The 13,689-nt window shown below is 65.6% G+C and carries 12 protein-coding genes and 1 tRNA gene; 5 read left to right on the forward strand and 8 right to left on the reverse strand.

Going from position 1 to position 13,689, the window contains the following annotated elements:
• Window positions 1–169: 169 nt before the first annotated feature.
• The 6 genes from U5775_RS11175 to cysS all read right to left on the reverse strand — a co-directional run bounded on the left by U5775_RS11175 (window position 170) and on the right by cysS (window position 7,201).
• Window positions 170–263: transfer RNA gene (locus U5775_RS11175), tRNA-Ser, on the reverse strand.
• Window positions 264–423: 160 nt separating this feature from the next.
• Complete coding sequence (locus U5775_RS11180; protein ID WP_322058199.1) at window positions 424–1,674, reverse strand: aspartate kinase; 1,251 nt, start codon at window positions 1,672–1,674, stop codon at window positions 424–426.
• Between the two features lie 502 nt (window positions 1,675–2,176).
• Window positions 2,177–3,628, reverse strand: a complete 1,452-nt coding sequence (gene tilS / locus U5775_RS11185) for a tRNA lysidine(34) synthetase TilS (RefSeq protein ID WP_322058200.1) — start codon at window positions 3,626–3,628, stop codon at window positions 2,177–2,179.
• Between the two features lie 48 nt (window positions 3,629–3,676).
• A complete protein-coding gene (locus tag U5775_RS11190) occupies window positions 3,677–4,648 on the reverse strand; it encodes an acetyl-CoA carboxylase carboxyltransferase subunit alpha (protein ID WP_322058201.1) in 972 nt (323 codons plus the stop codon).
• 190 nt (window positions 4,649–4,838) lie between these two features.
• Window positions 4,839–5,756, reverse strand: a complete 918-nt coding sequence (locus tag U5775_RS11195; protein WP_322058202.1) for a DNA-3-methyladenine glycosylase — start codon at window positions 5,754–5,756, stop codon at window positions 4,839–4,841.
• A 47-nt stretch (window positions 5,757–5,803) separates the two neighbouring features.
• The gene (gene cysS, locus U5775_RS11200) at window positions 5,804–7,201 is read right to left on the reverse strand and encodes a cysteine--tRNA ligase (RefSeq protein ID WP_322058203.1); all 1,398 of its coding nucleotides are present in this window, start codon (window positions 7,199–7,201) and stop codon (window positions 5,804–5,806) included.
• 311 nt (window positions 7,202–7,512) lie between these two features.
• Between cysS and U5775_RS11205 the strand changes: the two genes are divergently transcribed.
• The 4 genes from U5775_RS11205 to U5775_RS11220 all read left to right on the forward strand — a co-directional run bounded on the left by U5775_RS11205 (window position 7,513) and on the right by U5775_RS11220 (window position 10,355).
• Window positions 7,513–8,220, forward strand: coding sequence for a tetratricopeptide repeat protein (locus U5775_RS11205; RefSeq protein ID WP_322058204.1), 708 nt, complete (start codon window positions 7,513–7,515; stop codon window positions 8,218–8,220).
• Window positions 8,221–8,290: 70 nt separating this feature from the next.
• Window positions 8,291–8,872, forward strand: a complete 582-nt coding sequence (locus U5775_RS11210; RefSeq protein ID WP_322058205.1) for a peptidylprolyl isomerase — start codon at window positions 8,291–8,293, stop codon at window positions 8,870–8,872.
• Between the two features lie 157 nt (window positions 8,873–9,029).
• Window positions 9,030–9,524: a peptidylprolyl isomerase gene (locus U5775_RS11215; RefSeq protein ID WP_322058206.1), complete on the forward strand. Its 495-nt coding sequence runs from the start codon at window positions 9,030–9,032 to the stop codon at window positions 9,522–9,524.
• 24 nt (window positions 9,525–9,548) lie between these two features.
• Window positions 9,549–10,355: a UDP-2,3-diacylglucosamine diphosphatase gene (locus tag U5775_RS11220; protein ID WP_322058207.1), complete on the forward strand. Its 807-nt coding sequence runs from the start codon at window positions 9,549–9,551 to the stop codon at window positions 10,353–10,355.
• 111 nt (window positions 10,356–10,466) lie between these two features.
• Here U5775_RS11220 and cysE read toward each other — a convergent pair whose 3' ends face one another.
• Together cysE and U5775_RS11230 are read right to left on the reverse strand one after the other, a co-directional pair.
• Window positions 10,467–11,288 (reverse strand): serine O-acetyltransferase, encoded by an 822-nt coding sequence (gene cysE, locus U5775_RS11225; protein ID WP_322058208.1) that lies wholly within the window; start codon window positions 11,286–11,288, stop codon window positions 10,467–10,469.
• A 215-nt stretch (window positions 11,289–11,503) separates the two neighbouring features.
• On the reverse strand, window positions 11,504–12,373 hold the full coding sequence (locus U5775_RS11230; protein ID WP_415913554.1) for an RNA methyltransferase: 870 nt from the start codon (window positions 12,371–12,373) through the stop codon (window positions 11,504–11,506).
• Window positions 12,374–12,761: 388 nt separating this feature from the next.
• On the opposite strand from U5775_RS11230, the gene U5775_RS11235 reads away from it, so the two are divergent.
• The gene (locus U5775_RS11235) at window positions 12,762–13,562 is read left to right on the forward strand and encodes an inositol monophosphatase family protein (RefSeq protein WP_322058209.1); all 801 of its coding nucleotides are present in this window, start codon (window positions 12,762–12,764) and stop codon (window positions 13,560–13,562) included.
• The last annotated feature ends 127 nt before the right edge of the window (window positions 13,563–13,689 follow it).

A 13,689-nucleotide genomic window follows, 5' to 3' on the forward strand; every position in this document is an offset into this window, starting at 1 on the left:
TGTCCTGAACAAACCGGCAAGCAGACAAAATCGAATGCGTTCGTGCAAATCGAAGCCAACTGTATGGCAATACGTTCATCGCCGATACGCGCGCCGGACGGACCCAAAACCGGCGCCGGAAAAACAAAAACCCCGCAAGCCGAGACTTGCGGGGTTTCGCCGCCATAACTGGCGGAGACGGAGGGATTCGAACCCTCGATCCAGGTTTTGGCCCAGATGCTCCCTTAGCAGGGGAGTGCCTTCGACCTCTCGGCCACGTCTCCCGAAAACTTCGTTTGCGCCAGGGAGGCAGCGCAACGAAGCCAAGATAATAGCGGGTTCGAGCGTTCCGGTCAATTTTTAAGACGCACTTTTTGCAAACTTTTTCGTGCGTCCCCTCAATTGGACCGGGCGCCCGTCACGCCCGCGTCGCACAGCACCCGTTCAGGCGTGTTCGAGCTCGAACGCCTTGTGCAGCGCGCGGACCGCCAGCTCCATGTACTTCTCGTCGATCAGCACCGAGATCTTGATTTCGGACGTCGAAATCATCTGGATGTTGATGCCCTCTTCCGAGAGCGTGCGGAACATCTTGCTCGCCACGCCCACGTGCGAGCGCATGCCCACGCCGACCACCGACACCTTCGAGACCTTCGCGTCGCCCAGCACCTGCTCGGCGCTCACGTGACCCTTCACCTGGTTGTTGAGCACGTCCATGGCGCGTTGATAGTCACCGCGCGGCACCGTGAACGTGAAGTCGGTCTTGCCGTCCACGCTCTGGTTCTGGATGATCATGTCGACGTCGATGTTCGCGTCCGCCACCGGGCCGAGGATCTGATACGCGATGCCAGGCTTGTCGGGCACGCCCATCACGATGATGCGGGCCTCGTCGCGCTGGAACGCGATACCCGAGATGACTGCTTTTTCCATGGTCTCGTCTTCTTCAAAGGTAATCAGGGTGCCCGACTTCATTTCTTCGTCGAGGGACATCGCCGGGTCGGTCAGGCTCGAGAGCACGCGCGTCTTCACCTGATACTTGCCCGCGAATTCCACCGAGCGGATCTGCAGCACCTTCGAGCCGAGGCTGGCCATTTCCAGCATTTCCTCGAACGTGATGCGGTCGAGCCGGCGCGCGTCGTCCACCACGCGCGGGTCGGTCGTATAAACGCCGTCGACGTCGGTGTAGATGAGGCATTCGTCGGCCTTCAGCGCGGCTGCCACGGCAACCGCCGAGGTGTCCGAGCCGCCGCGGCCGAGCGTGGTGATGTGGCCTTCCGGATCGATGCCCTGGAAGCCCGTGATCACGACCACCTTGCCGGCATCGAGGTCGGCCAGCACGCGCTCGCCGTCGATGTCGTTGATGCGCGCCTTGGTGAAGGAGCTGTCGGTTTTGACCGGCACTTGCCAGCCGGTGTAGCTGATGGCGTCCACGCCGGCGTCCTGCAGCGCGATCGACAGCAGACCGACGCTCACCTGCTCACCGGTCGACGCAATCATGTCGAGCTCGCGCGGGCTCGGTTGCGGCGAAATCTCTTTCGCAAGGCCGAGCAGACGATTGGTTTCGCCGGACATCGCCGAGGGCACGACGACCATCTTGTGGCCGGCCTTGTGCCATTTGGCGACGCGTTTGGCGACGTTCTTGATGCGCTCGACCGAGCCCATCGAGGTGCCGCCGTATTTGTGTACGATGAGTGCCATTGTCGTTCTGAACTGGAGATGTTACCGCGCTGGCGCACCGAAGATGGCTTCGCCCGGTACCGTTCAGACCGCGCGAAGGCTTGGCGCGTGCAGCACACGCGGAGTTTGCCCGGGCGGTGGCGAGGCAGCCGCATCGGCATCGTGGAGATACAGATACGGGCTCGCGCGCCCTGCCCGCATGCCGCTACGACGTCCTTGCAATCGTCGGATACCGCTGGAAGGAGACATCGCGTCTGGCACGGCGTGCGCCGCTTTTGACGGCGTCCGTGAACGCGAAAAAGCGGGCTGGACAAACAAGTTACACTACCCGATCAAGGTCAAAATTACAAGGCGAAATTGGGCTACGGGGAGCGAAAAACGCTTGTGCGGCAAGGATTTGCGCGGGTCGGGAACGTCTGCCGGGGGGGAATTGGATACGTGCCGGCATTTTTCCGCATTGCCGGCGCACCCGAGCTCCCAGGCACTACGGCGCGCTCTGGCGGCACCTTGCACCGTCTTCGCTTTACGCGATCAGCAAATCCTCGCGCCATTCGATGCGCCGCCACAGAGACGCATCCGCTTCGTCCAGCGTCTTGAATGCGGAGCGGTTCACCCCAATCCGGGGTACGAACAATAGCGTCCCACCGACGTAGAGCAGCGGCACATCGCGCTCCCATGCAGGCACGCCGCGCGCCTGAAACAGGTTCTTGAGCGTGCGGCTCACGTTCGCCGCTTCGTCGCGCAGACGCTCGCCGCCCGCTCTCTCGCGCGCAACGAGCGGGCCGCCGCGCAGCACGCTTTCGGGTACGGCGTCGGGGTCGCTCGCATCGGCGGGCGCGAAGACGTAGCTGCCGCGCCATTGCGGCAAGCGCCAGACCTCCTCGCCGCGCCAGGTCATGCTGACGGGCTCACGCCCGGCGCCCTCGTCTCCGTGTCCATCCGCCGCACCGGCGGTCTGCGCCTCGGTGGGCGGCGTCTCCCAGAACACGCGTCCGCGATAGCAACGCAGCGTACGTCCGGCATGATCGACGCGCAGTGCGTGGCCTTCGCCTTCACGCGCGATCTCGCGCAACTGGCGCAGCGCGTCGGCGAGCCGCGCCGTCGACGCGGCCGGCAAGCCCAGCGAGCGCATCCAGTAACGCAGCAGATTGAGCGCGCGCGCGTCGTCGAGTGCGATAAGCCCCGTATGCGAGAGCGTAGCGTCGTCATCGGCGTCATCGTGTTCCGCCTCGCGCAGATCGATGCGCGCCAGATCGTCGAGCAGGCGCTGCGCGGAGGCCGCATGCGCCGCCGTGCGCGCGAGCGCGTCGCGAAATCCAGGGAAATACGCGGAAAGCGCGGGCACCACGTCGTGGCGCAACGCGTTGCGCGCGTAACGCGTATCCGCGTTCGATTCGTCTTCGATCCAGTGCAGATGGCGCGCATGCGCATAGCGTTCTAGTTGCGCACGCAACAAATTCAGCAAAGGCCGCACGCGCGGCACGCCGCCCGCCACCTCGCGCGCCGGCGCCATCGCGGCGAGACCCGCGAGACCCGCGCCGCGCAGCAATTGCAGCAAGACGGTTTCGGCCTGATCGTCGGCGTGCTGGGCGAGCCATAGCGATTGCGCGCCATGCGCGGCGCACATCGCATCGAGCGCGCGGTAGCGCGCCTCGCGTGCAGCCGCTTCCACACCCGCTCCGTCGTCGGGCGCGAGCGTCACGCGCCGTGCATCGAACGCCACGCCATAGGCGCGCGCCGTCGCCTCGCAATGCGCGAGCCATTGATCGGCGTTCGGGCTCAGCCCGTGATGCACGTGGAGCGCGACGAGCCGCGGCGCGAGCGCCGTGCGCACGGCTGCGTCGAGCAGCACCGACGAGTCGAGGCCGCCGCTGAACGCGATGGCGATGCGCGCATCGCGGGGCAGCGTGGAAAGCACAACGCCGAGCGCATCGAGAACGATGCGCCCGGCGTCGGATTCGGAATGGTCGGTCACGGCATGACGGCGCCTCGCGCGCCGCCTCACGTCAGTGACGTCGCGCGCTTACGCGCCCGGCGTCGTTTCCTTGAACTTGCCGTAGGCCATCAGGCGCTCGTAGCGACGCGCCTTGAGGTCGGCGACGCTCATGCCCTGGAACTGGCGCAGCGAGTCCGAAAGCGCGCGGCGCAGCAGCGCGGCCATGCCCTTCGGATCGCGATGCGCGCCGCCGAGCGGCTCGTTCACGATCTTGTCGATCAGGCCCAGCGCCTTGAGGCGGTGCGCGGTGAGGCCCAGTGCTTCGGCGGCCTCGGGCGCCTTCGCGGCGCTCTTCCACAGAATCGACGCGCAGCCTTCCGGCGAGATGACGGAATAGGTCGAGAACTGCAGCATCATGACCGTGTCGGCCACGGCGATCGCGAGCGCGCCGCCCGAACCGCCTTCGCCGATGATCGTCGTGATGATCGGCGTCTTGAGCTCGGCCATCACGTAGAGATTGCGGCCGATGGCTTCCGACTGGCCGCGCTCTTCCGCGCCGATGCCCGGGTACGCGCCCGGCGTATCGACGAACGTGAAGATGGGCAGGCCGAACTTCTCGGCGAGGCGCATCAGGCGCTCGGCCTTGCGATAGCCTTCCGGGCGCGGCATGCCGAAGTTGCGCGCGGCGCGCTCCTTCGTGTCGCGGCCCTTTTGCTGACCGATCACCATGCAGGCCTGGCCGTTAAAGCGCGCGAGGCCGCCGACGATCGAGAGGTCGTCCGAGTAGGCACGGTCGCCATGGAGTTCGTGGAAATCGGTGAACAGCTCGTGCACGTAGTCGAGCGTATACGGACGCTGCGGATGACGCGCGATCTGCGAAACCTGCCACGGGCTCAGGTTCGCGTAGAGGTCCTTCGTGAGCTGCTGGCTTTTCTTCGACAGCCGCTCGATCTCTTCCGAAATATCGACGGCCGAATCGTCCTGAACGAAGCGCAGTTCTTCGATCTTCGCTTCGAGTTCAGCGATCGGCTGCTCGAAATCCAGAAACGTGGTTTTCATGTGTTGGAATCCTTGCACTTTGCGGCAGCGCGTATTCTAACCGCGCCGGCCGACGTCGAAACCGGCGCAGAACTATCAAATTCCGATAACGATAGGAAAAACCTGGTGAAGCCGGCCTAGCCATATCGACTAAAAAACGGGGCCGGCACCGCCGCACGCCGATGGCGCAGCTGTCGGCAGGCGCCGTTTTTCACGACGGTTCGAGGCTGCGCCACATATACCAGGTTGCGACGGTACGCCACGGCTCCCAGTTGGCCGCGACTTCGCGGGCCTCACTGCGCGTGACCGGCTCGCCGCTGAAATAATTGACGCTGATCGCCTGGATGAGCCCGAGGTCGTCGAGCGGCAGCACGTTCGGACGCGCGAGATTGAAAATCAGGAACATCTCGGCGGTCCAGCGGCCGATGCCGCGTATTGCCGTGAGCTCGGCGATCACGTCCTCGTCGTCCATGCTGGTCCACTTGCCTACGTGGAGCGCGCCGGAGACGAAGTGCTGCGCGAGATCGAGGATGTACTCGGTCTTGCGCTTCGAGAGACCGCACCCTGCCAGCTTTTCGTGACCGAGCTTGATGAACTGCTGCGGCACGAGCTTCGGGCACGCGGCCTCGACGCGCTGCCACAGCGCCTGAGCCGCCGCCGTCGAAATCTGCTGGCCGACCACGGAGCGCGCGAGCGTCACGAACGGGTCGTCGCTACTCATGAGATGCACGGGGCCGAACTTCGGGATGAGCTTCTTGAGGATGCGATCGCGCTTGACGAGATCCGCGCAAGCCTTGTCCCAGTAATCGGGGCGCACCACTTCCGGCTCGTTGCCGTGCGAGGCCGCCACCGCGGCCTGCATGCTCTCGGTGGACGCTGAAACCTCGGGCAGCGCTGGCGCCATCGGCGCCGCGCCGTCGAGCGCGCCATTGCTCTTCGTGCGCGCCTTCGCCGTGCCATCGGCACCCGCGTGCGCCTTCGCTGCGCCCGCTTTCGCTGCGCCGTTAGTCACGCGCGGCTCCACCTGCGCCTTCTGGGCGCCACTGCGCGCGGCGCGCCTGCTGGCCTCGCCTGCCGCGCCCGTTAGCGACGCAGCGCGCTTCGCCTGCGTCTTCGTGGCCGTTGCCATCCTGCCTCCTGCCTCGCGAATCGATCAGTGGAAACTGGACAGCCCGCTTACACGCGGCGCCACTCGGTCAACCCGCCCGGTTTGTCTTCGAGCGCGACACCGGCATCGAGCAGTTCGGCCCGGATCCGGTCCGCCTCCGCATACTGTTTCGCCTGCTTCGCCGCCGTGCGCGCCGCGATCTTCGCTTCGATCGCGGCCACGTCGAGCGCGCCTGCATCCTGCGCGCCCGCGGCCTGCTGAAGGAACGCGCGCGGCTCGCGCACGAGCACGCCGAGCACGCGTCCGAGACGCTGCAACTGGCGCGCCAGCACCGCGTCACGCGTGCGGTTCACTTCGGTCGCCAGTTCGAACAGCACCGAGATGGCGACAGGCGTATTGAAGTCGTCGTTCATCGCCGCCTGGAAACGCTGCGCGTACGCCTCGTTCCAGTCGAGCTCGCCCGCATCGGGGCTCACATCCTTGAGCGCCGTGTACAGACGCGTGAGCGCGTTGCGCGCGTCGTCGAGATGCACGTCGCTGTAGTTGAGCGGCGAGCGGTAATGCGCGCGCGCCATGAAAAAGCGCACCACTTCCGCATCGTACTTCGCGAGCACTTCGCGGATCGTGAAGAAGTTGCCGAGCGACTTCGACATCTTCTCGTTGTCGATCTGCACGAAACCGTTATGCATCCAGTAATTGACGAACTTCTCGCCAGTCGCACCTTCGCTTTGCGCAATCTCGTTCTCATGGTGCGGAAACTGCAGATCCTGACCGCCGCCATGAATGTCGAAATGCTTGCCGAGCAGCGAGCAGCCCATCGCCGAACATTCGATGTGCCAGCCCGGACGGCCACGCCCGTACTTCGAGTCCCAGCTCGTGTCGGCCGGCTCTTGCGGTTTTGCCTGTTTCCACAGCACGAAGTCAAGCGGATCCTGCTTGGCATCGTTGGCCGCCACACGCTCGCCCGCGCGCAGGTCCTCGATCGACTTGCCCGAGAGCGCGCCATAGTTCGCGAATTTGCGCACCGCGTAATTCACGTCGCCGTCCGCGCCCTGGTAGGCGTAGCCATTGCTTTCCAGGATGCCGATCATGTCGAGCATCTGCGGAATGTACTGCGTCGCGCGCGGCTCGAGATCGGGACGCTCGACGCCGAGCGCATCGGCGTCTTCGTGCAGCGCATCGATGAAGCGGTCCGTGAGCGCCTTGATCGTTTCACCATTTTCCACCGCGCGACGAATGATCTTGTCGTCGATGTCGGTGATGTTACGCACGTAAGTCACCTTGTAGCCGAGCGTGCGCAGCCAGCGCTGCACGACGTCGAACACCACCATCACACGCGCGTGGCCCACATGACAATAGTCGTACACCGTCATCCCGCAGACGTACATGCGTACGACGCCGGGCTCGATTGGCACGAAATTTTGCTTGTCACGCGCGAGCGTGTTGTAGATGCGCAGTGATTCCATAAAGACGATGGATACGTGGGTCGAAAGAAGTCCGCGACAGCGCCGACAGCAGCCCGCGGGTGAAAGCACCGCGTTGCTCGAGGCTGCGTACAGTCGCGCTCAATCAGTCATCAGGGCGGAGACGACCACGAGTAGCGAAAGAAAGGCTGGCGTGCCGCGACAGAGCCGTCCGGAAGCAACGCTCCGCGTCGATTGCAGCAAGCCGCAATGAGCCGGAGCAGGCACTCGCCCGAAGCGCGGCCATTACGCGCGACGAAAACGCACAGACCTTTTGTTAGAATGGCTCGGAGTATAACACCGCGACCTTCCCTATGAAATCTTCCAGCGGCTGCGCGCCCCGCGCTGCGACCTTTGCGGCGGCGGCTCTCGCGAGCGTCGCGTTCGTCTTCGGCGGCGCGTTTGCCGCGCATGCGGCGCCGCCCGCCACGGCCGACGGCACGCCCGGCGCCGACGCCGCGATCGCCCAGCACAACTGGGCAACGGCGCTCACGGAGCTGGACGCGCGCATCAAGTCGAACCCGCGCGACGTGCAGGCGAAGTTCAAACGCGCGACCATCCTCGCGCGTCTTGGCCGCGACGACGACGCGATCGAAGCCTTCACCGAGCTCACCCAGATGTACCCCGAGCTGCCCGAGCCGTATAACAATCTCGCGGCGCTCTACGCGAAGCATGGCCGCTACGACGAAGCGCGCGTGGCGCTCGAGACGGCCACGAAGGCCAACCCGTCGTACAGCCTCGCGTGGGAAAATCTGGGCGATCTCTACCTGCGTCTCGCCGACGCGTCGTATCGACGTGCAGGCGCCGTCGGCCACACGAGCGGCGCGACGCAGCAGCGCCTCGCCAACATCGAGAAGATCGTCAATCCGCCAGCCGTGCAGAAGAAGGCGAAGAGCGCCGCAGCAAGTGCATCGGAAACCAGCACGACGCGCGTGGGCCCGATGCTTGACCAACCGGTGTATCAGTTCGGCGGCCCGACCGGGTCGCTCGCGACGCCGCCCTTCGTGGCGCCATCGCACTAAGCCGCTGCGCGCTTCGAACCCACACGGCTGCGCGCAACGACCACGTTTTCCCCGTACTTCGAGGACACTCATGAAATGGTTGATGTTGGCGCTCGGCAGCGCCGCCCTGATCGCGAACGCGCCCGCCTTTGCGCAAACCGGCCAGCCGGCCGCGCATCCGCAGGTGCTCTTCAAGACGAGCGTTGGCGACATCCGCGTCGAGCTCTATCCGGAGAAGGCGCCGAAGACCGTCGATAACTTCCTCCAGTACGTGAAGGCGGGCCAGTACAATGGCACGATCTTCCATCGCGTGATCCCCGGCTTCATGATCCAGGGCGGCGGCTACACGACGAGCTTCGTCGAGAAGCCCACGCGCGCGCCCATCCCGCTCGAAAGCAAGAACGGCCTGAAGAATGTCACCGGCACACTCGCGATGGCACGCACGAGCGACCCGGACTCGGCCACGGCGCAGTTCTTCATCAACACGGTGGATAACGCCAACCTCGACTACCCGAACCCCGATGGCAACGGCTATGCGGTATTCGGCAAGGTCACCCAGGGCATGGACGTCGTGAAGAAGATCGAAGCGGCGCCCACCACCACGCGCGGCCCGATGTCGGATGTGCCGCAAAAGGAAATCGTGATCCAGTCAGCGACTGTCGTCGGCAAGTAAAGGTCGTCACGGCAGTCACGCCGAAACCCACGCGTTGCGAAGCAGCTTCTCCATTCGTCACGCGGCGCTGCAACGGTACACGCGCGCTGGCCCTGCGCCCCGCCTCGTACCGCTACGGCGCCGCCCTTTCCCCCCAGCCACTGACTAAGGATCCATCATGGTCGAACTGCACACGAACCACGGCGTCATCAAGCTCGAACTGAACGCCGAGAAGGCACCGAAGACGGTCGCCAACTTCCTCAACTACGTGAAGAACGGCCACTACGACGGCACGGTGTTCCACCGCGTCATCGACGGCTTCATGATCCAGGGCGGCGGCTTCGAAGCCGGCATGAAGCAAAAGCCCACCGAAGCCCCGATCGAAAACGAAGCGAACAACGGCCTGAAGAACGAGCGCGGCTCGATCGCCATGGCGCGCACCAACGATCCGCACTCGGCATCGGCGCAGTTCTTCATCAACGTCGCCGACAACGACTTCCTGAACCACTCGTCGCCGACGCCGCAAGGCTGGGGCTACGCCGTGTTCGGCAAGGTCGTCGAAGGCCAGGACGTGGTCGACAAGATCAGGTCAGTCAAGACGGGTTCGAAGGGCTTCCATCAGGACGTCCCGGTCGACGACGTCGTGATCGAGAAGGCTGTCGTCGTCGAATAACGTCACAGGGCGCGCGCTTCACTCATGCTGCAGGAAAAGGCACTACACGGCCTCGGTATGGCTGCTGCGGGCGTCCCCGGAGAGGGCAAGCGTCCGCACGCGGCGCGCCCGTTCTTTTTCATCTCCGACCTGCACCTGAGCGAAGCGATTCCGCGCACGGTCGCCGCGTTCGAGCATTTCATCAACGTGACGGCCGATCAGGCCGACTCGGTGTTCATCCTCGGCGACCTCTTCGAATACTGGATCGGCGACGACATGCTCGCCGAACCGTTTTTCGCACGCATGGCCGCGCTGATGCACACGCTCTCCGAGCGCGGCATCGCGCTCTACGTCATGCACGGCAACCGCGATTTCCTGCTGGGCAAGCGCTTCATGAAAGCCACGGGCGCCATCTGGCTGCCCGACCCCATCGCCATCACCGCGTTCGGCACGCGCATCGCGCTCGCGCACGGCGACGCGCTGTGCACCGACGACCGCGGCTACCAGTTCTTCCGTCGTTTCGCGCGCAACCGTCTCGCGCAACTGCTCTTTCTCGCGTGGCCGTTCCGCTGGCGCCGCGCGCTCGCCGAGCGCATGCGCCGCAAGAGCGAGGCCGGCCGCGAGCGGCCCGCCCTGCCGAAATACGACGTCACCGCGAAAGGCGTTGCGACGCTGTTCAGGCGCGCACGCGCGAACGCGATCATTCACGGGCACACACATCGTCCCGCGCGCCATCAGGAACCCGGCGGCACGCGCTGGGTGCTGCCCGACTGGGAGCTCGATCACGGCAAGCCGCGCGGCGGGTATCTGCGTGTCGATGCCGAAGGGTTCAGGATGCTGCCGCTCGATTGAGCGAGCGGTGAAAACGAAGCGCCGGGTACGCCACATTCACGCCCGAGCAGACCTCAGCACACCGAAATAGTGCTGAGGTCGTCCAGCGAAGATCAGAACACGGCACGAAGCTCAAACGCGCGCCGTGGCTTTTTCCTGCGTGCTCTCAGGCTCGCGCGGCGTCGCGCCGCCCTCCAGCCCTTCCGAAAGCCTGCGCAGTTCCGCAAGCGTCGCATCGGCGCCGTGGAGTGCCTCGAGCCGCGCACCGAGCCGCTCGAGCGCGGCGGCGATCGCGTCCACGCGCTGCGTCTGCGTGGCCGCGTGATCGATCAGGCCATGGATGGCGAGCGACACGGGATCGTCGGCATTCGGCGTGATGCCGTAGGCGCAGAAGCCTTCGCGCGCCGATGTCGGTTTGGCCTGCTCCGGTGCGCTCTTTGCCGGCGCGATGATCCGCGCCGGATTGCCCACTGCGGTGCCGCCCGCCGGCACCGGCTTCACGACCACGGCGTTCGAGCCGATCTTCGCCTGCGCGCCCACCGTGAATCCGCCCAGCACTTTGGCACCTGCGCCCACGATGACGCCGGGGCCAAGCGTCGGGTGGCGCTTCGCGCCGCGCGTGAGCGACGTGCCGCCGAGCGTCACGCCCTGGTAGATCGTGCAGTCGTCGCCGACCTCCGCGGTCTCGCCGATCACGACGCCCATGCCGTGATCGATGAACACGCGCCGCCCGATGGTCGCGCCCGGATGGATCTCGATGCCGGTCAAAAAGCGCGCGAGCTGCGAGACGTAGCGCGCGAGCCAGCGGCGCTTCGCGATCCAGCAGGCGTGCGCGCAGCGATGGAGGACGAGCGCGTGCAGCCCCGGATAACAGGTCAGGACTTCCCATGCGCTGCGAGCGGCGGGATCGCGCTCGCGGATCGTGGCGATGTCTTCGCGGAGTCTCTTGAACATGGCTGTCACACGCTGGACGTGAGGTACATGGGGGAAGCGGCCTCGCGTCGCATGGGGCGCGCGCGGCTCGTACGCGGCCTTAGCAGCCACGCTGATTTGCTTGTGATCAGGAATCGATTGTAGGCGAAAGGCGCGCGCAAGCCAGGAAGCCCCCGCGGGCATCAAGGTTGGACGAGGCCGCGGCCCGCGCCAGTGCGGCTGGCCTCGCTATTAGCCTACTTCCCGCCTTCCTTGCCCTTGAGCATGAGGATGTGCTTGGCGATGCCGCGCACGATGTTGACCTCCTCGCGCTCGAGCCCCGACCGCGCGAACAGCCGGCGCAAACGCGACATCAGCTTCTTTGGATTGACGGGATCCAGAAAATCGAGCGCGATCAGGGCGTTCTCGAGATGCACGTACATGCGCTCGATGTCGTCGCTCGTGGCGAGCGGCGTGCCCGTGACCGGCGTTGCCGCCGCCCCTGCGCCCGGCAACGCCGCCCCGGGTTCGCCCTCGCCGAGATAGGCAAGCCGCAGTTCGTAGGCCAGCACCTGCACCGCCTGCGCGAGATTGAGCGAACTATAGGCCGGATTCGCCGGGATGTGGGCGAGCGCGCTGCAGCGCTCGACGTCGTCGTTCGAAAGCCCCGTGCGCTCGTTGCCGAACACGAGTGCGATGTCGCCGTGCGCGACCTGGCGGCAGGCGTCCTGCACCGCCTGGCGCGGCGCGCCCGGTGGCGGCCCGTATTCGCGCATGCGCGCCGTGAGCGCAAGCGACCATTGGGCGCCCGCGAGCGCGTCGGCGAGCGTCGGGACGATGTGAGCGGCGGCGAGCACGTCGTCGGCGCCGCTCGCCATCGCGACGGCTTCCGGGTCGCAGTGCACCTGCGGCACGCGCGGCGCTACCAGCACGAGCCGGGAGAAACCCATGGTCTTCAGCGCACGCGCCGCGGCGCCGACGTTGCCCGGGTGGCTCGGCTCGACCAGTACGAATCGCGTCGAGGTGAAACCGCCGCGCAGCGGCTCGTGAGCGTCGCCGGTGGACGATGCAGATGCCGCGGCGGCGGCCGGATGAGCGGTGGGAACGTGGGAGTCGGGGTGCACCAAGATCAATCTCTGACGACGGCGTAAGGGAAACGTCTATGGTAGCGCGCCTTGGCCGCCCGGCCTATCCGCTCCGATCCGGCGTCCATCAGACATGGCTGCCCGCACCGCGATAGAAAACCTATAGAAACAGGAAAAGATATAGGAATGCCCATACTCGGGTAAAATACCAAAATTCGCGCGTACCGCCCCGCAGACCGCTTTCCAGCAGCCCGCGATGCCCGGCCAGCAAGGCCGCCGCGCCCCGCTCTTATCCAATTCGTCTCCGTTGGCGGGACAGGACCCGCAAGCCGCCCCGGCTCGCGCCCTGTCCAATCGTTAGACGCTTTTATCTTCTGCACCCCCGGCGCGCCGCATGCTCGCGAGCGCCGGACAACAAGGATCCAGGCTCATGCATCCCATGCTCAACATCGCTGTCAAGGCCGCGCGCCGCGCCGGACAGATCATCAACCGCGCGTCGCTCGATCTCGACCTCGTCCAGGTCGCGAAGAAGCAGCACAACGATTTCGTCACGGAGGTCGACAAGGCGGCCGAAGCCGCCATCATCGACACGCTCAGGACCGCCTACCCCGATCACGCAATCCTCGCCGAAGAATCCGGCCACTCGGAGAACGAATCGGAATTCCAGTGGATCATCGATCCGCTCGACGGCACCACCAACTTCATCCACGGCTTCCAGTACTACTGCGTCTCGATCGCGCTCGCACACAAGGGCATCGTCACGCAGGCCGTCGTCTACGATCCCACGCGCAACGATCTGTTCACCGCCTCGCGCGGCCGCGGCGCGTTCCTGAACGACCGCCGCATCCGCGTGGGCCGCCGCGACCGTCTAGCCGACGGCCTGATCGGCACTGGCTTCCCGTTCCGCGAAAAAGACGGCCTCGACAGCTACTGCGACCTCTTCGCCGAGATGACCAACGCGTGCGCCGGCCTGCGCCGCCCGGGCGCCGCCGCGCTCGACCTCGCGAACGTCGCCGCAGGCCGCATGGACGGCTTCTTCGAGCAGGGCCTCAATCCGTGGGACGTGGCCGCGGGCGGCCTGCTCGTGACGGAAGCGGGCGGCCTGATCGGCAACTACACGGGCGATTCGGACTTCCTGCACGTGGGCGAAGTGGTCGCGGGCAACCCGAAGATCTACGCGCAGATGGTGCCTGTTCTCTCGAAGTACACGCGCGTGAAGAAGGAAGCCTGAAAGCCTGGCACAGCTGGCCGTAACAGCGCGTAACGACACGTAGCCCTGCGCCAGAGCGCCTCGCGTGCGCCTGCCGCTGCAACACGCGGCCGCGCATGTCACAATCGCCGGAAGCGCTGCCAGATCG

It is taken from the genome of Paraburkholderia sp. J63 (assembly GCF_905220245.1).
GTDB lineage: Bacteria > Pseudomonadota > Gammaproteobacteria > Burkholderiales > Burkholderiaceae > Paraburkholderia.